Origin of the sequence: Nocardia sp. NPDC058519, assembly GCF_042719755.1 — a bacterium.
In the GTDB taxonomy this organism is placed as follows: Bacteria; Actinomycetota; Actinomycetes; order Mycobacteriales; family Mycobacteriaceae; genus Nocardia.
This window is the reverse complement of sequence record NZ_JBHXNK010000015.1, coordinates 97442-123382: the sequence shown is the minus strand read 5'-3', so window position 1 is coordinate 123382 and position 25941 is coordinate 97442. Positions and strand designations below refer to the sequence as shown.

The 25941-nt window shown below is 67.1% G+C and carries 26 protein-coding genes and 1 pseudogene; 18 read left to right on the top strand and 9 right to left on the bottom strand.

The window, feature by feature from the left end; translation table 11 throughout:
- Positions 1–6 precede the first annotated feature (6 nt).
- The gene (locus ACFWPK_RS18445) at positions 7–648 is read right to left on the bottom strand and encodes a TetR/AcrR family transcriptional regulator (RefSeq protein ID WP_378917324.1); all 642 of its coding nucleotides are present in this window, start codon (positions 646–648) and stop codon (positions 7–9) included.
- A gap of 108 nt (positions 649–756) precedes the next feature.
- Between ACFWPK_RS18445 and ACFWPK_RS18440 the strand changes: the two genes are divergently transcribed.
- Genes ACFWPK_RS18440 through ACFWPK_RS18420 form a run of 5 tightly spaced genes read left to right on the top strand, consistent with a single transcriptional unit; the run spans position 757 to position 5899 of the window.
- Entirely contained in the window at positions 757–1593 is an 837-nt protein-coding gene (locus tag ACFWPK_RS18440) for an SDR family NAD(P)-dependent oxidoreductase (protein WP_378917260.1), read from the top strand.
- 26 nt (positions 1594–1619) lie between these two features.
- Positions 1620–2546, top strand: coding sequence for a ferritin-like domain-containing protein (locus ACFWPK_RS18435; protein ID WP_378917258.1), 927 nt, complete (start codon positions 1620–1622; stop codon positions 2544–2546).
- Positions 2543–3103, top strand: coding sequence for an NAD(P)/FAD-dependent oxidoreductase (locus ACFWPK_RS18430; RefSeq protein WP_378917256.1), 561 nt, complete (start codon positions 2543–2545; stop codon positions 3101–3103). Before ACFWPK_RS18435 ends, ACFWPK_RS18430 begins: the two co-directional genes overlap by 4 nt.
- Entirely contained in the window at positions 3100–4584 is a 1485-nt protein-coding gene (locus ACFWPK_RS18425) for a flavin-containing monooxygenase (RefSeq protein ID WP_378917254.1), read from the top strand. The genes ACFWPK_RS18430 and ACFWPK_RS18425 overlap by 4 nt, the downstream gene beginning before the upstream one ends.
- A gap of 43 nt (positions 4585–4627) precedes the next feature.
- Positions 4628–5899 carry a hypothetical protein gene (locus tag ACFWPK_RS18420; protein WP_378917252.1) on the top strand — a complete coding sequence of 424 codons (1272 nt, stop codon included), beginning with the start codon at positions 4628–4630 and terminating at the stop codon, positions 5897–5899.
- A 26-nt stretch (positions 5900–5925) separates the two neighbouring features.
- On the opposite strand, the gene ACFWPK_RS18415 is transcribed toward ACFWPK_RS18420, so the two are convergent.
- Complete coding sequence (locus tag ACFWPK_RS18415) at positions 5926–7905, bottom strand: BTAD domain-containing putative transcriptional regulator (protein WP_378917250.1); 1980 nt, start codon at positions 7903–7905, stop codon at positions 5926–5928.
- Between the two features lie 108 nt (positions 7906–8013).
- Between ACFWPK_RS18415 and ACFWPK_RS18410 the strand changes: the two genes are divergently transcribed.
- Complete coding sequence (locus ACFWPK_RS18410) at positions 8014–8892, top strand: alpha/beta fold hydrolase (RefSeq protein WP_378917248.1); 879 nt, start codon at positions 8014–8016, stop codon at positions 8890–8892.
- Positions 8893–8908: 16 nt separating this feature from the next.
- Here the strand turns inward: ACFWPK_RS18410 and ACFWPK_RS18405 are convergent, their stop codons facing one another.
- Positions 8909–9784 (bottom strand): alpha/beta fold hydrolase, encoded by an 876-nt coding sequence (locus tag ACFWPK_RS18405; RefSeq protein ID WP_378917245.1) that lies wholly within the window; start codon positions 9782–9784, stop codon positions 8909–8911.
- Positions 9785–9904: 120 nt separating this feature from the next.
- On the opposite strand from ACFWPK_RS18405, the gene ACFWPK_RS18400 reads away from it, so the two are divergent.
- Positions 9905–10801: a LysR family transcriptional regulator gene (locus ACFWPK_RS18400; protein WP_378917243.1), complete on the top strand. Its 897-nt coding sequence runs from the start codon at positions 9905–9907 to the stop codon at positions 10799–10801.
- A 6-nt stretch (positions 10802–10807) separates the two neighbouring features.
- On the opposite strand, the gene ACFWPK_RS18395 is transcribed toward ACFWPK_RS18400, so the two are convergent.
- Positions 10808–11536 carry a MerR family transcriptional regulator gene (locus ACFWPK_RS18395; protein WP_378917241.1) on the bottom strand — a complete coding sequence of 243 codons (729 nt, stop codon included), beginning with the start codon at positions 11534–11536 and terminating at the stop codon, positions 10808–10810.
- 10 nt (positions 11537–11546) lie between these two features.
- A complete protein-coding gene (locus tag ACFWPK_RS18390; RefSeq protein ID WP_378917239.1) occupies positions 11547–12449 on the bottom strand; it encodes an alpha/beta fold hydrolase in 903 nt (300 codons plus the stop codon).
- Between the two features lie 103 nt (positions 12450–12552).
- Between ACFWPK_RS18390 and ACFWPK_RS18385 the strand changes: the two genes are divergently transcribed.
- On the top strand, positions 12553–13059 hold the full coding sequence (locus ACFWPK_RS18385; protein ID WP_378917237.1) for an SRPBCC family protein: 507 nt from the start codon (positions 12553–12555) through the stop codon (positions 13057–13059).
- Positions 13060–13074: 15 nt separating this feature from the next.
- Here ACFWPK_RS18385 and ACFWPK_RS18380 read toward each other — a convergent pair whose 3' ends face one another.
- Positions 13075–14484: a PLP-dependent aminotransferase family protein gene (locus ACFWPK_RS18380; RefSeq protein WP_378917235.1), complete on the bottom strand. Its 1410-nt coding sequence runs from the start codon at positions 14482–14484 to the stop codon at positions 13075–13077.
- Between the two features lie 79 nt (positions 14485–14563).
- On the opposite strand from ACFWPK_RS18380, the gene ACFWPK_RS18375 reads away from it, so the two are divergent.
- On the top strand, positions 14564–14935 hold the full coding sequence (locus ACFWPK_RS18375; RefSeq protein WP_378917232.1) for a cupin domain-containing protein: 372 nt from the start codon (positions 14564–14566) through the stop codon (positions 14933–14935).
- On the opposite strand, the gene ACFWPK_RS18370 is transcribed toward ACFWPK_RS18375, so the two are convergent.
- Positions 14900–15541, bottom strand: coding sequence for a hypothetical protein (locus ACFWPK_RS18370; protein ID WP_378917230.1), 642 nt, complete (start codon positions 15539–15541; stop codon positions 14900–14902). The two genes, ACFWPK_RS18375 and ACFWPK_RS18370, sit on opposite strands and share 36 nt — an antisense overlap.
- A 378-nt stretch (positions 15542–15919) precedes the next feature.
- Between ACFWPK_RS18370 and ACFWPK_RS18365 the strand changes: the two genes are divergently transcribed.
- A complete protein-coding gene (locus ACFWPK_RS18365; protein ID WP_378917321.1) occupies positions 15920–17170 on the top strand; it encodes a lipase family protein in 1251 nt (416 codons plus the stop codon).
- A 58-nt stretch (positions 17171–17228) separates the two neighbouring features.
- On the opposite strand, the gene ACFWPK_RS18360 is transcribed toward ACFWPK_RS18365, so the two are convergent.
- Both ACFWPK_RS18360 and ACFWPK_RS18355 read right to left on the bottom strand, forming a co-directional pair.
- Positions 17229–17579 (bottom strand): Lsr2 family protein, encoded by a 351-nt coding sequence (locus tag ACFWPK_RS18360; protein ID WP_056822989.1) that lies wholly within the window; start codon positions 17577–17579, stop codon positions 17229–17231.
- Between the two features lie 131 nt (positions 17580–17710).
- A complete protein-coding gene (locus ACFWPK_RS18355; protein ID WP_378917228.1) occupies positions 17711–18559 on the bottom strand; it encodes an SDR family NAD(P)-dependent oxidoreductase in 849 nt (282 codons plus the stop codon).
- A gap of 90 nt (positions 18560–18649) precedes the next feature.
- On the opposite strand from ACFWPK_RS18355, the gene ACFWPK_RS18350 reads away from it, so the two are divergent.
- The 8 genes and pseudogenes from ACFWPK_RS18350 to ACFWPK_RS18315 all read left to right on the top strand — a co-directional run bounded on the left by ACFWPK_RS18350 (position 18650) and on the right by ACFWPK_RS18315 (position 25702).
- Complete coding sequence (locus tag ACFWPK_RS18350; protein ID WP_378917319.1) at positions 18650–19591, top strand: alpha/beta fold hydrolase; 942 nt, start codon at positions 18650–18652, stop codon at positions 19589–19591.
- Between the two features lie 118 nt (positions 19592–19709).
- Positions 19710–21851, top strand: a pseudogene (locus ACFWPK_RS18345) (MMPL family transporter); the annotation flags it as partial.
- 103 nt (positions 21852–21954) lie between these two features.
- On the top strand, positions 21955–22416 hold the full coding sequence (locus tag ACFWPK_RS18340; RefSeq protein WP_378917226.1) for a VOC family protein: 462 nt from the start codon (positions 21955–21957) through the stop codon (positions 22414–22416).
- 48 nt (positions 22417–22464) lie between these two features.
- A complete protein-coding gene (locus ACFWPK_RS18335) occupies positions 22465–22977 on the top strand; it encodes a DUF1772 domain-containing protein (RefSeq protein ID WP_378917224.1) in 513 nt (170 codons plus the stop codon).
- A 46-nt stretch (positions 22978–23023) separates the two neighbouring features.
- Positions 23024–23854 carry an alpha/beta fold hydrolase gene (locus tag ACFWPK_RS18330; protein WP_378917222.1) on the top strand — a complete coding sequence of 277 codons (831 nt, stop codon included), beginning with the start codon at positions 23024–23026 and terminating at the stop codon, positions 23852–23854.
- Positions 23855–23972: 118 nt separating this feature from the next.
- Complete coding sequence (locus ACFWPK_RS18325; protein WP_378917220.1) at positions 23973–24635, top strand: hypothetical protein; 663 nt, start codon at positions 23973–23975, stop codon at positions 24633–24635.
- A 51-nt stretch (positions 24636–24686) separates the two neighbouring features.
- A complete protein-coding gene (locus ACFWPK_RS18320; protein ID WP_378917218.1) occupies positions 24687–25352 on the top strand; it encodes a GNAT family N-acetyltransferase in 666 nt (221 codons plus the stop codon).
- Positions 25353–25534: 182 nt separating this feature from the next.
- On the top strand, positions 25535–25702 hold the full coding sequence (locus ACFWPK_RS18315) for a hypothetical protein (RefSeq protein ID WP_165610405.1): 168 nt from the start codon (positions 25535–25537) through the stop codon (positions 25700–25702).
- Positions 25703–25941: the final 239 nt, after the last annotated feature.

Sequence of the window (25941 nt, the reverse complement as noted above, 5' to 3'; positions counted from 1 at the left end):
TGCGAATTATCCGATGATCTCCGCGGGCAGGAACATCACGCCTAGTTGCGAAGCGATGGCGCTGGTGTGTTCGACGATCCGCTCGGCGTCCACGTCGAGCACGCCGGTGCGCCAGGCGGACAGCAGTTCGATGAAGCCGCCGATGCCTGCCAGCGTGCTCATGCGCATGGCGGTTTCGTCGATATCGGGGCGCAGATAGGGCCAGGCGGCGGCAATGAGCAGATCGGTGGCGTCGGTGAGCATGGTTTTGCGGCGCTGTTCGAGCACGGCGCTGCCCGCGTGATCGGCCAGCAGAATCCGTGCCCGGCCGCGCAGATCGGTCTGCAACTCGACAGTGCGGGCGATGGCCGCGCGCGTGATCTCGAGTGGTGTGCGGTCGGCGTGTTCGGCGACAACGCTCGCCAGCTCGGCGAACACCTCGGTGCACACCTCGTCCCAGACCGCGGCGAGCAGTTCGTCGCGGTCGGCGAAGTGCTCGTAGAAGTAGCGGTCGTTGAGCGAGGCCCGCTGGCAGACACCGCGCATGGTCACCGCGGCCCAGCCGTTGTCGAGCCAGATATCGAGGGCGGCCTCGACCAGGCCGACCCGCCGCTGCGCCCTGCGCTCGTCGGCGGTCCGCCCGCCCCAGGTCCGAGCCGGTGCGCGCACATCCATGGTTGACAAAGTACTCCTCCGCGCGCCTAATTGGTGTCAGGTGCGGCCAATGGTGGCAGATGCCACCAGTTAAGGCCCCGCCGGGTAGAACCGGGAGTTGCCATGCGATTGTTCCCCTTCGGCGGTCATCGCCGGACCACGAACGCCGATGCGGTGGTGACCGGCGCGGGTAGCGGCATCGGACGCGCGTTCGCCGTCGAATTGGGTCGCCGCGGCGGCCGTGTCGTGTGCTCCGACATCGATTCCGACCGTGCGGCCGATACCGCCGAACTCGTCGAGGCGGCGGGCGGCAAAGCGATCGGTACCCGCTGCGATGTCACCGCGATCGATGAGGTCACGCGGTTGGCCGCGACCGCGCAGGACTGGTTCGGCGGCCCGCCCACCGTGGTCGTCAACAACGCCGGTATCGGGGCGGGCGGACCGGTGGTCGGCGAGTTCGCCCTCGATGATTGGCAGCGCACGCTCGGTGTCAATCTCTGGGGCGTCATCCACGGCTGCCACGTCTTCGCGCCGATCCTGCGCGCGGCGGGGCGTGGATCGCTGGTGAACGTCGCCTCGGCGGCCGCGTTCGGCGCGGCACCCCGGATGGCTGCCTACAACGTCAGCAAGGCGGGTGTGCTCGCGCTGTCGGAGACGATGTCGGCCGAGCTGGCAGGCACCGGCGTCGGCGTCACGGTGCTGTGCCCGACCGGCGTGAAAACCAATATCATGCAGGCGGATTCGCCCATGGACGACACCGCCGAGCGTCTGGGCGGGCTGCTGCTGCGCTGGACCGGACGCGCACCGGCCGCCATCGTCCGCACCACCCTCGACGCGGTCGACCGCGGCGAGCTCTACGTGGTGCCGCAGCTCGAGGCCAAGATGCTCTGGCAGGCCAAACGATGGCTGCCCACCACCTACACCCGTTCGGCAGGACTGCTGGAGCGGGTCGTGCGCTGATCCATCACACCGAAGGAGATCGAACAATGACGTTCGCCTATCCCGATATGCTCGCCACCATTCGCGCCAAGCAGTGGGCGCTGGCCGATATCGATTGGGACGCACCGGGTGCCGACACCATCACCGACGAACAGCGCCCACGGCTGGCCACCTTCATGGCCGATCTGGTGTGGATCGAACATGTCGGCGCTCGCGGCTTCGCCGCGCTGACCCACCAGGCCCCACCAGGCCCGCTCCGCGAGATCTACCGGTACTTCCACGCCGAGGAACAGAAGCACGCCAACGCCGAACTCGCGCTGATGCGCCGCTGGGGCATGCTGGCCGACGGCGCCTCGATGCCGGTGCCCAACAAGAACATTCGCCTGGTGATCAGCTGGCTCGACCGCTACGCCGACCAGCTGACCCTGCCCGTGCTCGGCACCGTGATCCCCTCGCTGGAGACCGCACTCGACGGCGCGCTGGTGAAATTCCTGCTCGACGAGGTCGAGGACCCGGTGTGTCACGAGGTGTTCCGGCACATCAACAGCGACGAATCCCGGCACCTGGCAGTCGGTTTCCAGGTTCTCGAACAGCTCGGCGCGGGCCCGCTGCGCCGGATCGCCATCGAGACAACCGGTTTCGCGGTGCGCCCGTCGTTCGTGCTCGGCGCGCTGCTGTACGCGCCACTGCTGTCGCGGATGTCGACCAACATCATCGCGCTGGGCCTCGACGAGGAGAAGCTGTGGCAGGCGGTGCGCCGCTACGAGAATGTGGGGGAGCGCAGCCCGGCCATCCGCCGGGTCCCGCTCTACCACGTGGTGAAGATGCACGGGAAGGCCACCATTCACCGCCGTCAGCCGTTCCAGCTGCTGGCCGATGTGTCCAATGCCTGCATCGACCGCTTCCCGATCCGTGTCCTCGGCCGCAGGCCGTCCTGGTCGGACGAGCTCACCTACGAACCGGTGGCGAAATGACGACGCTCCGTTTCGCCGACACCTTCACCGGGCCCCAGGTGCACCGGACGGCTTTCGCGCCCCGGCACGAATTCACCGGTCAGCGGGTCGCGATTATCGGCAGCGGGGCGGCGGCCGCCCGCCTGCTGCCCGGCATCGCCGCCGAGGCCGCGCGGGTGACGGTGTTCCAGACCGAGGCGGTCTGGGTCCTCCCGCGGGTACCGCTGTCGGGCGCGACGACGCTGCGTCGAGCTCCGCAAAGACTGGTCCGGCTCGTCGCCCGCATCAATCTCCGTGTCCAGGTGCGTGATTCGTGGCTGCGTCACCGCCTGACACCGGATGACACCGCGGGCGTCGCGGTGCACAACAGCTACTACCGCACCCTGCGGCAACCACACTGCACCCTGGTGACCTGGCCGATCGCGCGGCTGGTGCCGCTGGGCGTGCGCACCGTCGACGGCATCGAGCACCGGGTGGACAGCATCGTCTACGCCGATGACGCGGGCCATGTCGTGCGCACGGTCACTCGGCCCGGCCGCCTGCATCCGTCGGCGGAACTGATGAAGGAGATCGCATGACCACCACCGGAATCGACCACGAGATCATCATCGTAGGAGCCGGATTCTCCGGGATCGGGGTGGCGATCGAGCTGCGCAAGGCCGGGTTCGACGACTACCTGATCATCGACGAGGCCGACGGTGTCGGTGGCACGTGGCACTGGAACACCTATCCCGGTGTCGCCGTGGATATCCCGTCGTTCAGCTACCAGTACTCCTTCGAGCAGCGCACCGACTGGTCGCGGGTCTACGCGCCCGGTCGCGAACTCAAGGCCTATGCCGAATCGTGCGTGGACAAATATGAGCTGCGACCACGAATTCGCTTCGGTACCAACGTGATCGGCGCGGACTTCGACGAGCGTGCCGACCGCTGGGTGTTGCACACCGCCGACGGCACCGAACTGACCGCGCGGTTCGTGATCAGCGCGACCGGTGTCCTCACCAGACCCAAACTTCCTGAGATCCCCGGCATCGAGAGCTTCTCGGGGACAGTTATGCACACCTCACGCTGGGATCACCGCCAGGACCTGCGGGGAAAGCGCGTGGCGATCATCGGCACCGGCGCCTCCGCGGTTCAGGTGATCCCGGAGATCGCCTCGCGGGTCGAGCACCTGACGGTGTTCCAGCGCACGCCGATCTGGTGCCTGCCCCGCCCCGACCTGCCGCTGCCCCTCGCTGCCCGCCTGGCACTGAAGGTCCCCGGCGGACGAACGCTGACCCGCCTGGTGAGCCAGACCTACGTCGAGTTCACCTTCCCGCTCGCGGCCCACTATCACCGCTCCCTGCCCACTGCCGCGATCGGCGAACGCGCGGGCCTTGCCCATCTGCGGCGCCAGGTGAAGGACCCCGCCATCCGGGCCGCGCTCACCCCGAAATACGCCCTCGGGTGCAAACGACCCAGCTTCTCCAACGACTATCTGTCGACGTTCAATCGTTCGAACGTGACCCTGGAGACCGACCCGATCAGCGAGATCACCGCCACCGGCATCCGCACCGCCGAAGGCACCGAACACCCCGCCGAGGTGCTGATCCTCGCCACCGGTTTCAAGGTCATGGAATCGGGCAATATGCCGACCTACGACCTGCGCGGCATCGACGGCCGCGATCTGGAGACCTGGTGGGACGAGAACCGGCTGCAAGCCTACGAGGGCGTCAGCGTCCCCGGCTTCCCGAACTTCTTCTCCATCATCGGCCCCTACGGCTACAACGGCGCGTCCTACTTCACCCTGATCGAGAACCAGACCCGCCACATCCTGCGCTGCCTGCACCATGCCCGTACGCACGACGCGGACCGCATCGAGGTCACCGAGGAAGCCAACGACCGCTACTTCCGCGAGATGCTGGCCCGCCGCGGCGGCCAGGTGTTCTGGGACGAAAGCTGCGCCACCGCCAACAGCTACTACTTCGACAAACACGGCGATGTGCCCCTACGCCCCAACTCCACCCTCGAATCAGCTTGGCGCAGTGGTCATTTCCCCCTGACCGACTACGTCTTCTCCTAGCTGTCATTTGCCGCCCGGAGGTTTCTCGCCCACGATGGGGGCGATGACTATCGAATTGGAACAAGCCCGGCAGCTACTCGCCGAGGGGGATCTGGCCGGGTCGGTCCGTGCCGTGCGTTTCGTCGCCGAGCGAGTACCGCTGCGTGAGCTCGCGACAATGCTGGCCGAGCTGGCCGCCGCGGCGGAGTTCGGGGATCTGGCTGCCGCCGCCGGTGCGGTGCTCGACGACCCGGCCGACCCGCGGGCGCTGACCGTGCTCGGGTACGAATGCGTCGAGTACGGCATCTCGTTCGCCGCGATCCCGGTGCTCAGCCATGCGCTGGAGCTGGCCCCTACCTCGCGCCAGGCGCTCGCCGAGCTGGTCACCGCCTTCGAAGACGAACACCGGCACGCCGAAGCTGTCGAAGTCCTCGTCCGGCACGAATCGGACCTGCAGCCGTGGCCGGAGCGCTATCTGCTGGTCTACAACTCGATCCTGTCCGCGGATCTGCCCCGGGCGCTCGCGGAGTTCGCCCGGCTGCCCGTGCCGGACGACGACTGGAAATTCGCCTATGAGCGCGTGGGGCGCATGCTCGCCCGCGCCGGTCGAGCCGGCGCCGTGACCGCACTGGATCACCAGGATCTGCGCGGGTGGCAGTTCACCTTGACCGGTGGCTACCTGGCTACCTTGTCGCCGTACGGATTCGACGCCGGAATGACCGGCCGCTGGGCCTATCTGGGTGACAACCCGCAGCTGTGCCGCCACAGCCTCGATCGGCTGGCCCTGGTGTTGTCGGCGGCGAGCCGGCAGCCGCGCTCGGTATCTCTGTTGCCAGGCCGGGCCGATCGTATTCTCGGCCTGTCGGCTGCCCGCGTGCTCGGCCTGCCCCCCGAAGAGTACGAACCGGGTGCCACCGACACCGTCGTCGTCGCCTACGACTTGCGCACTGTCGCCGACGACCTCATCGCCACCCTGCACGAGCGCGCCCCCGGCCAGATCCTCTACGAACACGCCACGTGCTGGACCCAGCCGCCCGCGGTGGCCGCGGATGTCAGCGGTCTGCTGCACCAAACCGTCGTCGAACCCTGGGCCGCGAGACAGCGACTCGGCGACAACGGCCTCGAACCGGTGGCCGCGGACTCCCGATCGGAAGCCGAGATCGCCGACGAAATCGTTTCGGCCGACGGCACTCCTGATCTTGGTGACGGTGCGACCCCATCGGACCTCGACGCCGCCGTGACGACTTTCGTCGCGAACACTTGCGACAACTGGTTGATCGGGCCTCGCACGCCGATGAAATCGCCAGGCCCGGTGCGAAGTTCATTCTTCACCTGATCGGTGTGAAGGTGGCTGCGAGCGCGTCAGAGCGACATCGCCGTGTCGATGTCGTCGAGATGGGTGCGAACCGGGCCTACGCTGAGAAGTCCGCTCTGGGCGGTGGTTTCGGCCGCCGCGGGGGACAGGTGGATTCTGGCTCGGTGCATGGCCTCGACATCGTCGACGGCGATGGCGGCGTGTGCCACGATGGCCCATAGCGCTTCGAACAGCAGGTCGCGCGGCGGGGACGTGAGGTTGTGTAGGGCCTCTCGCGCCCTGGCGAGTTCGCCTCGCGCGACGAGCAGGGTGGGCTCGACCCAGGATTTGTAGGGTCCCCAGTCCGTGTCGGCAGCGATCGCCGCGATCTTGCCGGTGTCGTGATGGCGCAGATACAGACTCAGCTGGGCCAGCGGCAATATGCCCTGCTCGAGTCCTGGCATGCCTGCTCCGGTGAGGGTGGCGGCTGCTGCCTCGTAGGCCGCCTCCGCCGTCGCGAGATCTGTTGTGGCACTGGTACGTAAGGCGCGGTACCAGGTGGTGAACACCTTCACGAGCGGCAGTTCGTAGCGTTGCGCGAGCGCGTCGGCGGCGTCGGCGTGCTGGTCGGCGCCCGTGTAATCGGCACAGGCGCAGCGGGTTTGGACGAGGATGAGGTGGCCGAGCACCTCGTAGGTGGCGAGCTTGCTGGTTGCCGCTACCGCGACGATCTCGGTGCCGAGGGCTTCGCGTCGCTGCGCGAGTCCGGCCCGCTGGAAGCTCTGCATGAATACACCGTTGAGCGCGAAGGCCAGCAGCGCGGGGTCGTGCAGCCGCCGGGCGATTTCCTCGGCTCGGCGGGCGGCACGCAGCGGGCGCAGCCCGGCCTCGGTCGGATCGTCCACCGGCAGGGCGCCGCGCGATTCGACGGCGATGGTCGCGAGCAGTCTCGCTCGGTCGGCCTCGTCGTGGGCGGGCAGCCGCAGGAGTGTCTTCTCGGCGATGTCCACGAGCCGTCGGTCCTGCGCGGGGTCGTCCGAGCGGGTCCAGATCGCGGGAACGTCGTAGATGCCGATCACCCGCGCGGTCAATTCGGCGTCTCCGAGCTCGTCGGCGGCGACGACAGCTGAAAGCCGGTGTGCGCGTGCCGCTGCCAACCCGCCGCCGCCAGTGACCGCGAGGTCGCGCATCAGTCCGGCGGTCGATTCCAGCCGCGTCCCGGTGCGTGGCGGGACCGCGCTGTCGTACGCGGCACGCGCCTGTTCCCAGACCTGCACGGTGGGATCGGCCGCGACCGGGTCGAGGTGTGCTGCCTGGCGCAGCAGGTCGTGTTCGAGGCGGCGCAATGCCGGACCGGGGTCTATGCCGAGATCCTCGGCCAGCATCCGCCGTGCCCTGGCGAGGACGGCGAGTGCGTCGGCCTGACGACCCGAGCGGTACAGGGCGGTGGCCAGCAGTCCCCACGCGTCCTCACGCCACGGATGCTCGGCGACGTGCGCGTCGAGGTCGGGAACCGCTGCCGCGGCGGCACCCAGTGCCAACTGCGCTTCGGCACGGCGTTCGACCGCCAGCAGTCGCTGCTCGGTGAGCCGCGATCGTTCGGCCTGTGCCCACCCCGCATCGGCGAAGTCGGTATAGGCCGGTCCCCGCCACCAGCCCAGCGCCTCCGTGAGCAGTGAGAAGGCTTGTCCCGCAGGGAGAGTCGATGACACCCGAATCGCATCGTCGAATCGCCACGCATCGACGGCATCGGGTTCGGCCCGCAGCGCGTAACCGAGCCCCTCGGTGACCAGCAGGCGCGCCGGCGTGCGAGGCGGGCGGTCGGGCTCGAGCGCCCGCCGCAGTCCGGCGACGAAGGTGCGCACCGCGCCCACCGCGTCCACGGGCGGCTCGTCCCACAGATCATCGACCAGCCGACCGACCGGAACCACGCGCCGGTTGGCCAGGATCAGCCGTGCGAGCACCTCGCGGTAGCGCGGACCGCGCAGCGCGACCGGTCCACCCAGGTCGTCGTGCACGGTGACGGGACCGAGCACCTGAAACCGCATCAGGCCAATGTAGTGCGCGTTCATCGGCTGCTCATCGCGACACCGCACGCTCGAACTCGATCCGCACAGACCCCGCGGACCAGCCTTCGACCGAGGAGAGCCCACACGATGACCCGCACCATTCCCGGATTCGACTACCACCGCGTCCCGGCCGCCGACGATGTCGCACTCAACGTGGCCGTCGCGGGCTCGGGAACCCCGATCGTGCTGCTGCACGGCTTCCCACAGACCCACCTGATGTGGCGTCACGTCGCCACCGACCTGGCCGCCGACCACACGGTGATAGTCCCGGACCTGCGCGGCTACGGCGACAGCGACAAACCCGCCGCAACCGGACCCGAGACCTACTCCAAGCGCCGGATGGCCGCAGACATCGTCACCGTGGCAGCGGCTTTCGGACATGAACGCTTCGCGCTCGCCGGACACGACCGCGGCGCGCTGGTGGCCTTCCGGGCCGGACTCGACCACCCCGCGACGATCACCCACCTCGCATGCCTGGATGTGTTACCCACCCTCGATATGTGGGACGTGCTGCACGGCGCGACCGCCGCCGTCGGATTCCACCTGTACCTGATGGCGCAGCCGCCGGGCCTGCCCGAACAGATGATCGCGGCCAGCGCCGACGCGTTCTTCGCCTATTTCCTCGACCAGTGGACCAAGGACCCGGCCGCGATCCCCGCCCCCGTGCGCGCCGCGTATCTGGATGCCTGCCGCGACGCCGTCCCTTCGATCGTCGCCGACTACCGCGCCTCGGCGACCATCGATATCGACCACGACCGCGCCGACCGCGCGGCAGGCACCCGGCTGTCCATGCCTGTGACGGTCATGCAGCAGGACTGGGGCGCCGCACTCGGATTCGAGGCGGCGGCGCTGTGGTCGAGTTGGGCACCGGATCTCGACCACCGCACCGTCGACGCGGGTCACTTCATGGCCGAAGAGGACCCCGACGCTGTCGCGGCCGCGCTCCGCGACCTGGTCCTGCGCTGAGACGAAAGGCGCGGGTTCAGTAGCTATTCGGCAATGTGTCGATGAAATCGCAGATTATCGGCGCGATTTCGGGCAGATTCTCTTCGAGGGCGAAATGTCCGGTGTCGAAAACGTGGACCGCGGCATCGGGGAGGTCGCGGCGGTAGGCATGGGCGCCTGCCTCGGGGAAGAAGGCGTCGTTGCGACCCCACAGCACCAGCGTCGGCGGCCGGTGCTCGCGCAACCACTGCTGCCAGACCGGGTAGAGCGCCACATTGGTGTGGTAATCGAGGGCGAGGAGCACCTGGGCGTCCTTGCGGCCCGGGAGGTCGAGGAAATGCTGGTCCAGAGTCCAGCCGTCGGGAGCGATGAGCTCGAGATCGGTGGTGCCGCCCTCGTACTGGCCGCGGGTGACGGGCAGTTCGAGGATCTGTCGAACGTTGTGCTCGGCGCCCGGCTGTCCCGGCTTGTTCGCGGTCATCGCGCGCGCCATGTCGGACAGGCCTTCGTCGTAGGCGTTCGCGTTCTGCACGATCAGACCTGCGATCTGCGCGGGCCGACGGGCGGCAAGGCGCAAGCCGACCGGTCCGCCGAAGTCGAAGGTGTACAGCACAAATCGTCGCAGACCCACCGCGTCGGCGAAGCCTTCGACGATGTCGGCGAGACGATCGAAGGAGTAGACGAAACCGTCGGGGACCTCGGTGTGCCCGAAACCGGGGTAGTCGGGGGCGATCATCCGGAATCGCCCACCGAGTGCGTCCATGAGCCGCCGGAACTGATGCGATGCCGAGGGAAAGCCGTGCAGGAGAAGCAGTGTCGGTGCGTCCGCCGGTCCGGTCTCCCGGTAGAAGACCCGTACCCCGTCGACCTCGACGACCCTGTGCCTGATGTGCGGGACGGACACTACCGCCATGTCGAACCGACCTCTCTGAACGTTTTTCGTAGACGGATCTATGATCAAGTGTTCGCCGGGGATGATCAACGACAAATTACCCAAGGGTCGTTAACCGGTGAGCAATGATCGAAGGCGGCCGTGGAGCGAAACGAGATCGAGGCGTTCCTGACGCTCTCGGAGGAACTGCATTTCGGCCGGACCGCCGAGCGGCTGCGGGTCTCCACGGCCCATGTCAGCAAGACGATCAAGGGGCTCGAGCGTCAGGTCGGGGTGGCGCTGTTCGAGCGGACCAGCCGCAAGGTCGTCCTGACGCCGGTCGGGCGTCAGTTGTGCGAGGAACTTCGTCCCGCCTACGAGCAGGTTCGGCGCAGCGTCCGCAATGCCGAACTGGCCGGACGCGGACTCCACGGCACCTTGCGGGTCGGCTATTTCGGGTCGGCCGGTGGGCGGTATCTGCTGGAAATAGGTGAGATCTTCGAGGCCCGGCATCCCGAATGCGCTGTGCGGATCACGGAATTGCAGCTCAGCGACGGTGCGAGTCGGTTGCGCAGCGGTGCTGTCGACACCATGCTGTGCTGCTTTCCGATGCGCGAGCCCGATATGACCATCGGCCCGCCGCTGATCTCCGAGGCCAAAATGCTCGCAGTCCCGTCCGGCCACGATTTCGCCCGCAGGGCCTCGCTATCGCTGGAAGACCTCGCCGAGGTCGCGATGATCCGGAATCCGCCGGAACTACCCGCGTACTTCGACCAGTTCCACCATCCCGAACGAACCCCGTCCGGCCGCCCCATCGAACCGGGCCCGACCGCCGCGACCTTCCAGGAGATCCTCGCCCTCGTCGGCGCGGGCAAGGGCGTGTACCTGACAACCGAACAGGCCCCGCTGTTCTACGTCCGCCCCGACGTCACCTTCGTCCCCGTAACCGACGCCCCACCACTGCAATTCGGCCTGGGCTGGCTGAACACGGGACTCACCGCACGGGTACAGGCATTCGTCCGGACCGCGAGCGACGTTGCTGCCCAGCGGCGCTCCTGAGGAACCTCAGCTGTCGTGCTCGGTGGCTCGCTGTTCGGCGCGGTGAGTGAGGGCGTCGACGATGCGCTGCCAGGAAGGGGAGGACTCGGAGATTCGCGAGGCGACGAGTTCGGTCGACCGGGTGGTGCCTCGCCTGTGCCGGATCTCCCAGGCGTCCAGGTCGTCGATGAGCCGGTCGAGGCGCGGATCGTGCGGGTCCCAGTCGACTGATCGGTCCACCGCGAGGTACAGGCGTGTGGTTTCGGGATCGTCGAATTCGGCGTTCTTCTCGCGGACCCGCTGTGGGAGAGCATCGGCGTCCAACGCTTGCAGAAGGATCCAGGCGTCGCGCTCCAGGCGCACCCGTTGTTCGCTGACGCCGAGACCGCGCATCCGGTCCAGGATGGCGACCACTTCGGTGGGGAGGAAGAGGCTTTCGCCGCTCGCCAGTGCGGCGATCCGGTGGCGGTACTCGGCGAGCTGATCGATCTTGCGCTGCAATTGCTCATCGATATCGCCGATGGCCGCATCGAATTCGGTCGGTTGCGCATGGAGCAGCGCGTCGATCCTGGACAGTGGAACACCGGCGTCGGCGAGGGTCCTGATCCGGATGAGATCCACTGCCGCCTGCGCCGCATAGCGCCGGTAGCCGGAGGCGTCGCGCTCGGGCTCGGGTAACAGCCCGACCTGGTGGTAGTGGCGCACGGTGCGCACGGTCACGCCGGCGGTCGCCGCGAGTTGGCCGATGGTGAGCACCGCGCCGATTCTAGGGGCCTGCCACCTGGTCGACGACATCGCGGATCGCCTCGACCACGGCATCGGGACGGTCGAAGCAGAGTCGGTGGTGCACGGTGTCGGTGATGATGCGCTGTTCCCCTCGCGAAACCCCGTTCACCACGGCGGCATCCATTCGCCGCCTGCCGTCGTGCATCTCGGACAGCGCCGCAGCGGACTGGCCGGGATCGGCGCCGAGCACGCTGAGCGCCACCAGCGGAACATCAGGAAGGTTCGGCCCACTACGCAGTTCGGCTGCCACGTCGGTCAAGCCGTTGCGCTCGGCGAAGCCCACACGGATCCACTCGGCACTCGACCTGGCATCGATCAGGGGCAGGCGCACGTGCTCGGGGTAGTCCGCGAGCAACTCGCCGCGCAGCTCGCGCAGGGCGGTGCGCATCTGTTCGACCTGTTCGAGATCAGGCGCAGGTGCCGCCGCCGCGGCCAGCCGCATCGCCTGCGGCATGAACTCGTCCCAGTCGCGATGCAAGCCGTCCATCCAGACCAGTCCGGCCACGTCGTGCGGGTACAGCTGAGCGAACCGGTGCGCGTACAGGCAGCCGAGGGAGTGGGCCGCGAGCACATAGGGGCCGGGGATGTTCTCGGCGAGCAGTAGCTCGCGCAGTTCCGTGGCGACCGCCGTGGCGGTGCGAGGCAAGGGCAGCGAATCGCTGTAGCCGGTGCCGGCGCGGTCGTACACGACGGCGGTGGTGAACAGCGAAACCTGTTGCTGCACACCGAAATAATCGAGTCCGACCGCGCTCGCGCCAGGGAGGAACACCACGGCCGGGCCGCCGCTGCCCGACCGGTGCACGAAAATGCGCTTGCCGTCGATCTCGGTGAATCCGCCGACCGGCGGGGCGAGCCTGGTCGAAGCTGTGTTGTCGTTCGTCATGCGTCCAGAGTGCAACCCTGACGCAGCGTCAAGGTCAACTCCTCCTCTGATATGAATTATGGGCTCTGACATATTCGTCTGCCGGACCGAAAGAGAGTCACCCGTGCGCTACCGCGACTGTCCGACGATCGAAGTGACCGAACGGGTCCCCTGCGATGCCGCCACCGCGTGGGCGCTGGTCACCGATATAGAGCTGCCGGTGCGCTGCGCGGGCGAGCTCACCGCCGTCGAATGGATCGGCCCGGCCGACCGGGTGGAGATCGGCGCCCGGTTCCGCGGGTACAACAGCCACCCCGCCTTGGGCACCTGGGAAACCGAGTGCGAAATCGTGGAGGTCGAACCGGGCCGCCGCTGGGTGTGGAACGTCCTCGGCGCGGAGGGGGTCAGTGCCACTTGGGGATTCGAGGTCGATCCGGCGCGCGAGGGAGCGCTGCTGCGGCAGTGGGCTCGGGTCGGCCCTGGGCCGTCGGGATTGACGTTCGCGATCACCGCGACGCCGGATTTGGAGGGCCGGATCATCGCCCGTCGGCTGGACGAATGGGCGAAGGGGATGCGAGCCAACCTCGCCTGGATCCGGGCGCACGTCGAGGCGGAGGGCGATCGGGGGTGAGGGCGGCCGCGGCCCTCACATCGCCAAAGGTGGTGTCGCGACGGCGGGTCTGTTCGGTGGGCGGTAGGTGCGCCAGGCTTCGGCGAGCCGGTCGACGGCGGCCGTGAGGGTGTCCAGCGGATGCAGGAAATGGATCCGCAGGTAGCGTTCGCTGCCGCCGGTCGGATCGAGGCCGCTGCCCGCGAGGATCGAAACATGGTGGCGCAGTGCGGCTTGGGTGAAGGAGGCGCCGTCGCCGTGTGGCAGCCGGATCCACAGGGTCTGTCCGCCCTTGACCGGCGGCACGTCCCATTCGGGGATTCGGCGGGCGAGTTCGGCGCGCAGGTGGTCGTGGCGACGTTCGCGTTCGGCGGCTTGTGCGCGCAGCAGGCTGTCGAGGCGGGGGAGTAGCTCGGCCGCGGCCAGCTGCGCGGGAAGGTTGCCGCCCAGGTCGTGCACCGCGCGCAGCCTGGCCAGCTTGGCGACGACAGGGGGAGCCGCGCGGATCCAGCCGACTCGCAGTCCGCCCCAGACGCTTTTGCTCAGCGAACCGATGGTGATCACGGTGTCTGCGAACGCGGCCAATGGTCGGGGCGTTTCGTGGCCGGGGAAGCCGAGCTCGGCGAGTACCTCGTCATCGATGAGCGTAATCCCTTCCGCTGCGGCTGTTTCCGTGAGTCTGCGCCGTATGAGCGGGGACAGCACCGAGCCGGTCGGGTTCTGGAAGGTGGGGATCACGTAGGCGAGAGTCGGTCGTTGCTCGCGGATCGCCTCCGCGAAACCGTCCAGTCCGGGCGGTAATCCGGACACGACCGCCGCTTCCGCGCGGAAGGCTTCCAGCGCTCCGGGATAGGTCGGAGCTTCCACGAGTACTCGATCGCCGGGCCGCAGATGAGCCCGCGCGAGGAGTGAAAGCGCTTGTTGCCCACCGGTGGTGACGAGGATCTGCCCGGCCTCGGTGGGTAGACCGCGCCCTCGGTAGTACTCGGCGACAGCCTCCCGAAGCACCGGATGGCCGGACGGGTAGTAGCCGATGTCGTCGGTCGTCGCGGCCAGTGCCGGCAGCATCGCCGCATAGGACTCGGCCAATTCGACAGGCGGCCGGTCCGGTGCCGCGCAAGCCAGCGAGATCACATCGGACCGCGGTTCGAGCAGGTCGAGAAACATCGGTTCACTGGTGGTTTCCGGCGGATCGACCTGCGGCGTCCCCGCGACGCGCGTGCCACTGCCCTGCCGTCGAACGATTCGCCCTTCGTCGTGGAGCAGGTCATAGGCCGCCACCACGGTGCTCCGCCCGACCGACAACGCGACGGCCAGCTTGCGATCCGGCGGCAGCAGCGCGCCCGGCGGGAGTTCGCCGTCATCGATCAGCCCACGCAGTCCCGCCGCGAGCAGGGCATACAGCGGCCCACGCCCCGCCGACCAGCGACCGAGCCGATCAGTCACCGTGATTGGATCCATCACCAAACCAATTATTGCCGATTGGCGCTGGATCGTCGCCCCGAGCGGCCCGACGATGATCACCATGACAGCCTCGAGCACCACCGGTTCCGTATCGATCCCCGCGGCCATCGCCGCCCTGCCCGGCCCCTTCCGGCAACACGAGCTGGCAATGGTCAACGACACCGTCGTCCGCGTGGCCCAGCTGGCGGGCGAATTCCCCTGGCACCACCATGACGAAGACGAACTCTTCCTCTGCTGGGACGGCACCTTCCGCATCGACCTGGAAGACCGCGCCCCCGTAACCCTGCACCCGGGCGAATTGTTCGTGGTGCCCAAGGGGATTCGGCACCGACCGGTCGCCGACGCGGTCGCGCACGTGCTCTTGATCGAGCGCCCGGAGACCGCGCAATACGGCAGCTCACCGTCCGGATTCGACAGGCACGGTACGAAGTAGTTCGGCGACTTCCGCGGGCGTGGCCGTCGGAAAGAGTTGTCGCACACCGATCATGGCCAGTAGTCGATCCTGATCGGTGCCGACGCCCATCCGTGAGACCACGTCGTGCGCGGCGCGGTTGGCTTCCGCGATCTCGTCGGCTTTGCTCAGGCGTGTGAGATTCTCGCTCACGATCTTGTCGAGGTCGGTGGAACGCTTGTAGAACAATGCGGTGATCCCGACCGGCACCGCTCCCATGATCGAGGTCGCGGCGGCGGCATCCCGATTGCCGAACGCGACCATCGACGCGGCGGCGAGAACCACCACGACTCCACAGCAACCGCTGATCATGTACGCCCAGAAGAACGCCGTGCTCTGTGCCATCGCACTGCGCACCTGCCGAAGGTATTCCTCCGTTCGATGACGCGGCGTCTGGATGTGTTCGGTGTCCGGGACGGCCGGGTCGGTCGATGTCGAGACGACGGGAACGGCGTCCCCGGTCATGGTGCCTTCGATGGTCCGCTTGTTGATCCGGCGGCTGAATGTCGTCGAGAACCACGCCGACACCGCGGCGATCACCGTCGGGATCAGCCCACCCACCCCGATCAAGGCCAAGAGTTCGTTCACGATATTCCCCCGAATCAAGCGCTACACCCCTGCGAACGTCCCCGCGCACTCTATCGCGAGCCGTTCTCCGCTTGCCTGTTGCCCACTCGCGCAGGGTGATTCGTGGTCATCGTTCGGCCAGTGGCTCGGATGCCGGGTCGAAGAGGAAGGAGATGCGTTCCATCCTCACAGGTGGCCTGGCGCATTTCTAACAAGAACTCTTGTTAGAAACAAGTGTGCGTGCTGTAATCAGCGTCACCTAGTAGAGGAGACGCCATGCAGCGCAGCGCGGCAGCCACCGTTCGTCCGAGTCGCCTGGGTGGGCGCGGTCGGCCGAATCGGGGACGAGTGTTCGGAACAAGGTGGGCGGCAGTGCCTTTGGTGGCGGTGTGGCTGGCGATGTCGAGCGTCGGCAACGCCTCCGGCGACCCGTATCCGAGCTTCCCACCGGACCAGAACCAGCTCCCGCGGCTGCCCGCCGAACCGCAGCTCTACGACATGCTGCCGATCCCGGTGCCCGCTGAGGATCCCTGGTACGACGATCCGGCGGATCTGAATTCCTACGCGCCCGGCCAGATCGTCCGCTCCCGAACGGTGCAGACGCGCCTGCTCGGCCTGCCCTTCCCGGTGCACACCGAACAACTGCTGTTCCGGAGCAACGACGTGCACGACAACCCGATCGTGACCGCTACCTCGGTGATCATCCCCGGCATCCCGTGGTCGGGCAGTCCGCGACCGGTGGTGTCGTTCCAGGAGGCCATCGACTCGACCGATTCGTCGTGCAACCCGTCCTACACGTTGCAGACGGGCACGATGAAAGAAGCCGCGCTGGCGGTCTATTGGCTCGCGCAGGGGTTCGCGATCAACGTCGCCGACTTCGACGGCAAGTTCAATACCTTCAACACCTATGACGAGGGCAAAATGGTGCTCGACAGTCTGCGCGCCATGAAGAACTCGGCGTTGGGCCTGACGGACTCCGGGATCGCGCTCTACGGGTACTCCGGCGGCGGCTCGGGTTCGATCCGCGCGGCCGAACTCCGTGAGAGTTACGCCCCCGATGTGCGGTTGCTCGGCACTGCGGTGGGTGGATTCCCCGCCGATCTACGGGCCCAGGCCCGTTACGCGATCGCCCAGCAGCCGGGCCTTACCGGCGCCAGTAATTTCACGATGTGGCTCGGCTTCGCCGCGTTGTCGCGGGAATTCCCCGAACAGTTCGACGCGAAGGAATTGCTGACACCCGAAGGTCAGGCGATCGTGGCGGATATGCGGGGTCGCTGCGTTTACACGATCGCCGCCACCGGCGCGTACCGGCCGATCAGTGCCTATTTCCAGCCGGGGAAGTCACTCGAAACGGCGCCGGGTGTGATGGAAGTTCTCGCGGATCAGAGTCTGGGGCACCACATTCCGGACAGCCCCATCTTCTGGTGGCACGGAATCTGGGACGAGCTGATCCCGACATCGGCGGTACTGCCGACGGTGAACGACTACTGGAACCGGGGCGCGGACCTGCGGTTCTACACGATGCCGCTGCCCGAACACCTCGTCAACGCCGTCGCGGGCTGGCCGCCCGCGGTGGCCTGGATCAGTGCGGTGCTGCGCGGTCTACCGCCGGGGGAGCGATTCAAAGCCGAAATTCCGCTGCCCAACTAGACGAAAACAGCACGGCGCGCGGAGGGAATGCGCGCCGTGCTGTTGCCGAACCGCAGCTTTACGCGGATGCCTGCTCATAGGCCGAGATGACTTCCGCCGAGATCCTGCCGCGGCTGGACACGGTGTGCCCGTTCTGCGAAGCCCACGCCCGGATCTCGGTGAGATCGTTGCGGCGAGTGGATTCGGCCGCCGGTGCCGAGCCGAGGCGACGTGCTGCGCCCGCCTTCGCCCGACCGGTGCGACGCGCGTACGGAACCCACTGTTCGAACACCTCACGCAACTCTGCCGCGTTGGCGTCGGACAGGTCGATTTCGTAGGCTGCCCCATCGATTCCGAATGTGACAGTCGCATCGGCAGCGGACGTGCCATCGAAATCATCGACAAGTGTGACAACGACTTTGCGCGCCATGGGAGTCCTGTTCGTTCGGGTGCCGAGAATTACCGTCGCTGATCTTAGTTGACCGCGGCGCGGGTTATTCGCTCGGCATCAGTGGCGATCAGCTCGCGCGGCGTTGTGGCTCATCGCGGTAGTCGGTGTATTCAGTCGGCGCGCGGGATTCGTCCGTCGACGTCGGTGAACCCGTAATCCTCGGCGAGGTCGGCGACTTTCCAGGACTGCCCGGTGCGTGTAGACCGGCCCGGGTCGGCGGCCAGGGCCACCACGGCGCGCCCGGGGAAGCGCGGTGTCTCGGCGGTGTCGAGGTCGAAGGTGCCCTCACCGGGCAGGGTGACCCGGCGGTGGCCGTGCTCGTCGGCCGGGACCAGTTGCAGCAGCTCGGTATCCACGATCCCCGGCCAGATCGAGACCGCGGTCGCGCCGGTGCCGCCCAGGTCGTGGGCGAGGTCGGCGGTGAGGCGATCCAGTGCGGTCTTGCCGACGCCGTAGACGGCGTTGTGCATGTACCGCCGAGCGCCGGGGGAGGAGACGTTGACGATGAGCCCGGCCGACTCGATCAGCAGCGGAGCGGCGAACACGCTTGCCACATAATGTGATCGCACGCCGATGTCGAAGGTCTCGTCCCATGCCTTGGGTGGCACGTCCCAGAACTTGCGGCCCAGCCAGCGGGCGGCGGCGGGGGAGTTGTAGACGTTGTTGACCAGCACGTCGAGGCGACCCTGCTCCTCGCGGATCCGGGTGAAGAGTTTCTCGACCGCGTCGTCGTCGCGGTGATCGCAGACCGCTGCCACGCCGTGCCCGCCGAGTTCGGTCACCATCGCGGCGGTGTCGTGCACCGTGCCGGGTAGCTTCCCTGGCTCGGTGGTGCGTCCGGTGACGTACACGGTCGCGCCGGCCGCGCCCAGTTCCAGGGCGATGCCTTTGCCGATGCCGCGACTGGCCCCGGTGACGACCGCGACGCGCCCGGCCAGAATCTTGGGTGTTCCGCTCATGACCTCCGGACACTACCGTCAAATCAGAACACGTTCTAGAAATTGGAGGCGGTAGTGGAGCAGAGATTCCTCGACACGGGCGGAATCAGGATGCATGTCACCGAGCAGGGGCAGGGCTACCCGGTCGTGTTCTGTCACGGCTTTCCGCACACCGGGTTCATCTGGCACCGGCAGATCGAGGCGGTGGCCGAGGCCGGATTCCGGGCCATCGCGCCCGACCTTCGCGGTTACGGCCGCACCGAGGCGCCCGCCGATGTCGCCGCTTACACCAATGCGGCCGTGATCGGCGACCTTCTCGGCCTGCTCGACGACATCGGCGCCGAGAAGGCCGTGTTCGTCGGCCTCGATTTCGGCGCCCAACTGGTGTGGGAACTGTCGCTGCGCGCTCCCGAGCGCGTCGAAGCACTCGTGGTGCTGAACAATCCGTACTCGCCGCGTCCGCCCCGCGCGCCCTCGGCCTTCTGGACCAAGGCCGCCCAACGCCACTTCCTGCACCTGTCCTACTTCCAGGAGCCCGGTGTCGCCGACGTCGAACTCGCCGCGCGACCGAGGGAATTCCTGTCCCGCGTCTACTTCTCGCTCTCCGGCGACTACCACTATCTCGACACCTGGAAGAATCCGCCGGGGCTCGGCTACCTGGATGTGCTTCCCCAGGCGCCCGCGCTGCCGTGGACGTGGCTCAGCGAGGATGAATTCGACACCATCGCCGCAGAATTCGAACGGACCGGCTTCACCGGTGGCTTGAACTGGTACCGCAACCTGGACCGCAACTGGGAACTCGCCGAGCCCTTCGCCGACGCGAAGATCGAGGTCCCGACCTACTTCCTCTACGGCGAGAACGACCCCGACATGGAGGGCTTCAGTGGCCGCGACCCGCTCGCCACGCTACGCGCGAACGTCACCGATCTCCGGGCGGTAGTGGAACTTCCGGGCGCGGGCCATCTGGTCCACCTCGAACGAACCGAGGCGGTCGACAACTTCCTGATCACCGCGTTGCGGGAGGTCGGCGCCGATCAGCGCGCGCGGTCCTAGATCAGGGGCGATCTCGCGAAGTGGCGGTACTTTAGGTGGGAGGCACATCAGGCTGACCACTGAAAGGATGCGGCCTCTTGGAGATTGCACTCGGAGTCGACGAACGGGCGGCGAGCTGATGTTCACGCGCTGGGGCGATCTGGTCTATCGATTCCGGTTCGCCGTGCTCGGCGTCGTCGTGGCCGCACTGCTCGCGCTCGGCGGGTACGGGCTGGGGCTGCACGATCAGCTGAGCTCCGGCGGCATGGACGATCCCGGATCGGAATCCGCGCTGGCGGCGCGGTTGGCGGACAGTGCGTTCGGTCGCAACCACGACGTGGATGTGGTTGTGCTGTACACCGCGCCGCCCGGCAAGACCGTCGACGATCCCGAGTTCAGTCGTAAGATCGTCGACAACCTCAACAGCCTGCCGCGTGCGTATTCCGGCGCGATAGCCGGCGTCAACGGGGCCTACTGGCAGACCGAAACGGGCCGGGCGAGTGGTTCCCTGTTCGCCACACCGGACCGCACCCGCGCGGTCGCCGCCGTCGCCATCGTCGGCGACAACGACACCGAGATGCTGCGCAATACCAGAAAGGTGAAGGACGCCTTCGCGATTCCCGGTGTCGATGTGCAGGTGGGCGGCCTGCAACCGGTAGCGGGGACACTCAACGACACCCTGTCCGACGACATCCGGCGGATGGAATTCCTCGCATTCCCGGTGGTCGCGCTGCTGCTGTTCTTCATCTTCGGCGGGGTGGTCGCCGCTGCGCTGCCGTTGATCGTCGGCGGGCTGACGATGATGGGCGCGAGCGGGATCGTGCGTACCTTCACCTACTTCACCGAGGTGAACTCCTTTGTCGCGCCAGTTGTTTCGATGATCGGCGCCGGATTGGCCATCGACTACGGGCTGTTCATCGTGAGTCGCTTCCGCGAAGAACTCGCCGAGGGCCACGACACCGCGGCAGCCGTGCGGCGCACCATGACGACGGCGGGCCGCACCGTGGTGTTCTCCGCGACGATGATCATCGCCAGCGCGGGCGGCATGCTCCTGTTCCCGCAGGGGTTCCTGAAATCCATCGCCTACGGCGCCATCGCGACCGTGTCGCTGGCCGCGCTCACCGCGATTACGTTGCTGCCCGCGATGCTCGCGATGCTCGGTGCGCGCGTGGATATGTGGGGAAGCAGGCGGCTCAGGAGAACGAAGTCCGCCTACGAAGTGGAGAACGGTTTCTGGGGCCGCAGCACCCAGTGGGTGATGAAGCATCCGGTGAAGGTCGCCGGCGTGCTGTGCGTGATCCTGGTGCTGTTGATTCTGCCCGCTCGCGATCTCGCCTTCGGCGGCTTCAGCGAACGGTATCTGCCGCCGGACAACAGCACTCGCGTCGCCCAGGAACAGATCGACGCGACCTTCCCCGGCCGTCGCTCCGATCCGATCGACCTGATCTTCGTCTCCGGTGACAGCGTCGCGATCGGCACCGCCCTGAAGATGGCCAACCAAGCCCCCGGTCTGGCGGCGAAGTTCGAACTGCCGTCGCGGTCGCCGGTGCAGTCGGACGTGTACCGCACCAAAACCACGCTCGCGGACTCCGATTCCGCCGACGCCACCATCGACTACCTGCGTGGCATCGAACTTCCCGACGGTGTGCGGATGCTCGTCGGCGGCGTCCCCGCCATCCAGAAGGACTCGCTCGACGCGCTGCTCGAGCGCATGCCGTGGATGATCGCCCTCGTTCTGCTCGTCACCACGCTGCTGATGTTCCTGACCTTCGGTTCGCTGATCCTGCCGATCAAGGCCGCCCTCATGAGCGCGCTCGGCCTCGGCTCGACGCTGGGCATCCTCACCTGGATCTTCATCGACGGTCACGGCGCGGGCCTGCTGAACTTCACCCCGCAACCCATCCAGGCCAACATGCTGGTGATGATCATCGCGATCATCTACGGCTTGTCCACCGACTACGAGGTCTTCCTGCTCTCGCGCATGGTCGAAGCGCGGGCCCAGGGTGCGACCACCACCGAGGCGGTCCGGATCGGCACCGCGCACACCGGCCGCATCATCACCGCGGCGGCGCTGATCTTGCTCGTGGTCACCGGCGCCTTCGCCTTCTCGGACCTGGTCCTGATGCAATACGTCGCCTACGGCATGATCGCCGCCCTGATCATCGACGCCACCGTCCTGCGCATGCTCCTCGTCCCCGCGACGATGAAACTCCTCGGCGACGACTGCTGGTGGGCCCCGGCCTGGATGAAGACCGTCCACGCCAGATTCGGACTCGGCGAATCACCGTCCCCGGCAATCACAGCGGCAGATTGTCGGACCCCTGGCATACGGTGACGCGAAGGTCTGTCACGCCGTGTGTCCAACTGCCATGAACGGAGTACTGATGAGCCGCCACATTCAGATCACCTTCGACGCGCACGACCCGGCCGCGCTGTCGACCTTCTGGCGTGATGCGCTGGGATATGTGCATCCGGGGCCGCCGGGAGTCGAGGTGCCTGCCGGAGTCGACCCGCTTGTGGTGTGGGATCAGTTTCTCGCGCGGATCGGTGTGCCTGCGCAGGAGCGCAATTCGAAGTCGGCGATCGAGGATCCGGAAGGGCATGGCCCGCGGGTGTTCTTTCAGCAGGTGCCGGAGGGCAAGGTCGCGAAGAATCGGGTTCATCTCGATGTCCGGGCGGCGCCGGGCTTGCAGGGGGACGAGCGGATGGCGGCGCTGGAAGCGGAGTGCGAGCGGCTGGTCGCGCTGGGTGGCAAGCGAGTCGAGCGCTTCGAGCCCGAGCCGCCGATGAGTGCCGGGTGGATCGTGATGACCGATCCCGAGGGCAACGAGTTCTGCCTGGATTAATTCTGACACTATTGTCAGAATTAGCAATGGGGAGCTAGTTTTTACCGCATGAAACACGCTCCGATACGCGCGCTCGCCCTGCTCACCACCGGCCTTCTCACCGGTGCGTTCGGCTACGGTGCCGCGAATCTGGTCCCGACTTTTCATCGAGTCCCGTTGCAGATGCGCCTGGAATTCCACACCGAGCTCATGCAGAACAACAGCATCAGCATGCAACTCACCATGGCCGCCGCCGCGCTGAGCTGCCTCGCCCTGGCCTTCGTGCAGACCGGCAGGGACCGGGTGCTCGCCGCGGCGGCCACGGTGCTGGTCGTCGGGTCGTTCCTCATCACCCGGCTCGGCAACGTGCCGATCAACCACAAGATCAACGCCTGGGCCGTCGACGGAGCGCCCGCCGACTACGCCGCCATCCTCGAGCGCTGGGATTTCTTCCATTTCCTCCGTACCGGGACAGCGCTGGCCGCGTTCGCGCTGATCATCGCGCTGGTGGTGTGGTGTTCCGGCGAGGCGAAGCGGGAGTTTCGCCGTGCGAGCGAGGGTGTCGGCGTTACCGTGGATTGACCACGACGACGTGGTCACGTGGCTGCCACTGGAAGGAAGCCCGGGGATGCGCCATTTCGACTTTCGCGGAACCTCGATCGCCTATGACGAGGCGGGTGCGGGGCCACCGATCGTCTTCCTGCACAACCTCGGCGGTGACCGTCACATCTGGCGTGCGCAATTCGACGCACTGAAGCAGACCCATCGGGTCTTCGCGATCGACCTCATCGGATACGGCGACTCCGACGCCCCGGACGACGGGTACACGGTCGAGAACTATCTGGCCATGGTCACCGCGTTCTTCGAGGAGCGGGATCTGCGCGATGTGACGCTGGTCGGCCACTGTTTCGGCAGCGCGCTGTCGCTGCTCTACACCCAGCGTCATCCCGGCCGGGTGCGGTCGCTGGTCATCAGCAGCCCGCTCACCCCGGCCACCTTGCGGCCGACCCGAACCGGATGGGCGGCCCGGCTCGGCCGGCAGCTGCACATCGACTCGCTGCTCGCACGGGTCCGCATTCCCGGCCCGGTGGCCGGGCTGATCGTGGCAGAACAGCTCGGTTCGGGGAACGCGCCCGCGGAGATCGTCGCGCATTTGCGCAAGAGCTGGACCGAACCCCGTCGGCTGATGGTCACTGCCGCGATCTCGCGCGAGATTCCGCTCCTCGGCGAACTGGACAACTTCGTGCCGCCCGCGGACTTTCCCCCGATCACCACGGTCTGGGGCAGCCACAATCGCGTGCTGAGCGCACAAGCCGGTGCCACGCTGAACCGCACGCTGAAACCGTCGCGCGCGATCGTCGTCGACGGCGCGGGTCACCTGGTGATGGTCGAGACGCCCGATCCGGTCACCGCCGCGGTGCTCGCCGCGACGACGGGCACGCGCGTCGTCGATTCCTAGTCCGGACGAACCGCCGTCGCGGTCGAGCGTGGTTCCCGCCCACCGCGACATGCGGCCACAGCGGGCGCTGTTCGCCGGTGAACCGAACTTGTCGGTGCGCCCCTTTAGTCTGGCTCACATGGACGGACCGGACTCTGCGCTACGCCGCCTGACACGCGAGGCGGGAAAGTTGTTGCGGCCATATGGCTTTCACGGAACGGAAGCTTCATGGACGCAGGTCACCGACGGCGGTGTCGCGACGATCCGCCGCACCCGCACCCAGCGGACCTGGACAGACGGTCAGCAGGCGATCGGATTCGGCCTGGAACTGCGCGCGACGCCGATGGCGTGGTGGGAATTCTGTACCTGGCGCGATACCGTGCGGGGACTCCCACCGACCGCGCTCGAACAGGCAACCGGACCCGCATTGATCGACGAGCGCGGGATGAGCCAGGAGTTGACCGAGTTGTGGTCGCTGCGGGTCGATCCGGCCCACCGGGAGCGCCCCGCGCTCCAGGCCGACGTCGATGCCATTCGTGCCGACTTGCCTGTGCGTGTCCATGCCTACGCGCGCCGGGCGCTGCGCCTGCTCGAACCGGACGCCTACCTGAACGAACTGCTGGCGGACCCGAATCCACAACCGGCCGCCTTGGAGGCGATCGTCGTTCTGCTCGCCGAACACGGCCCGGGGCCACGACTCGATGATGCGGTGACCCGGTTCCGATTATCGGCTGCTGATCCGGACGAGTCAGGCGCCGAGAACGTCATCGCTTACTTGCGCGGCCGAGCGGTTCCGGTCTGACTGCCCTGCTCGAGGAGCCGACGGACAACTCCGCCATTAACATTGGCGACCGTGGGAGATGCGGTACAGGAAAATGCTCGGCGGATCCGCCCCGGCAACAGGAAGGACTTCGGTGTCGCCGCCGAACTGCTGGCAGCGTCCTTGGCGGCGGACCCGGCGACCCTGTGGCTGCACCCTAAAGAATCCAGCCGCAGGACCCGACTCGTCCGGTCGTTTCGCTCGTCTCTCGATGATTCACGCGATTGCAGCGATGGAGTAGACCTCGCCCTCGACAGCACCGGTGCGATCGTCGGCGTGGCGGTGTGGCTGGCCACTTTTCACATCCTGCCCCGAGCGACGGTGGGTCGAGAGTTGAAGGAGTGGCACATCTATGGTTCGCACGCCGCGCGTGCGCGGAGGGGCGCACGCGTAACCGGCGCGGCAGGCGTGCAGGAGCAGCATTGGCACCTGATGGCGGTCGGCGTCTCCGCGGCGGCACGCGGACGCGGACATGGACGGGACCTGATCGCGGCGGGAATGTATCGGGCGGCCGCCGACGGCGTTCCCGTGCACCTGGAAACAACGAACCCGAACAACGTCTCCTTCTATGAACGCCTCGGATTCGACACGACCGCGGTGATCGACCTGCCGGGCGGCGGCCCGCGCAGATGGCTCATGCGTCAAGTGCCACAATCGATCCCGGACCATGCCCGCAGTAGAAGGTCACGCGATACCTGAAGGCGCTACGAAACGCGAGTAGTTCGCGGTGGAACTTGTTGTGGGAATCCATGACAATTCCGCGGATAGGGAATAGGAACGTCAAAACCTGTGCACGGTGATAGCGATCGGCGTGGCGTTCGTGATCTGATCGAGATGTCCCGAAGCTGGGATGTTTCAACAGTGCAAATAAGGATGACCGTATGAACTCCAGAATTTCCCGTCCGCTCGCCGTCGCCGCCATCGTATTGTCCGCCGGTGCGATCGGCGCCGGTACCGCCACGGCAGCGGCTCCGGCGCCCGTCTCGGGTTCGGTGGAAGTGTGTGTCCCCCTTCCGCTTCCGGTACTCGAGGTCAGCCTCTGCCTGTAACCGGCTAGTACGGATACATGCGGCGGTGGCGACACTGGTCATGGGGTGAAGATGTGCGCGGCTCCTGTTCGGGACCGTCACCGCCGCACCGTCGTTGACCCGCAGGTCTGCGGGCGTCTTGTCGGAGATCATCATTGATCCAGCGTTCTCTTACTCGTTGTCACAAGCGAAGGCTGGGCAGACGGATTGTCGTACACGGTAGTTTGGGAGCTTGCCCAGCGATCTGGGTGGGAAGGATT